This is a genomic window from Pseudoalteromonas sp. SIMBA_162 (assembly GCF_046535955.1).
GTDB classification, from domain to species: domain Bacteria; phylum Pseudomonadota; class Gammaproteobacteria; order Enterobacterales; family Alteromonadaceae; genus Pseudoalteromonas; species Pseudoalteromonas marina.
This window is the reverse complement of record NZ_JAWJBQ010000839.1, coordinates 1-251: the sequence shown is the minus strand read 5'-3', so window position 1 is coordinate 251 and position 251 is coordinate 1. Positions and strand designations below refer to the sequence as shown.

Sequence of the window (251 nt, the reverse complement as noted above, 5' to 3'; positions counted from 1 at the left end):
CGCGCATGCCTAAATGAAAGTGGTCGGCATGCGCGGCGTTGTACTCAGGCCCCAGTACATTGCCGAAGGTATCACACGCGCCATCTCGCGCTGCGCGTAAAAACTTCCCCGCGTTACCCACGTCATCCCAGTCGTTAATCAGCGATATCTGCTGGCCGTTCTCAAACTGAACCCCCACCACATCCAGCGCTTCGGCGGTGGCGTGCTCGCTACGCCGTCCTGTCTCACGACCATAAACATTACGGCAGGCA

Annotated in this window: 1 protein-coding gene; it reads right to left on the bottom strand. The window is 58.6% G+C overall.

The window, feature by feature from the left end; all coding sequences use genetic code 11:
- The coding region (locus tag R0J88_RS22045; RefSeq protein ID WP_410901184.1) for an extensin family protein at window positions 1-251 on the bottom strand (251 nt) is incomplete at both ends.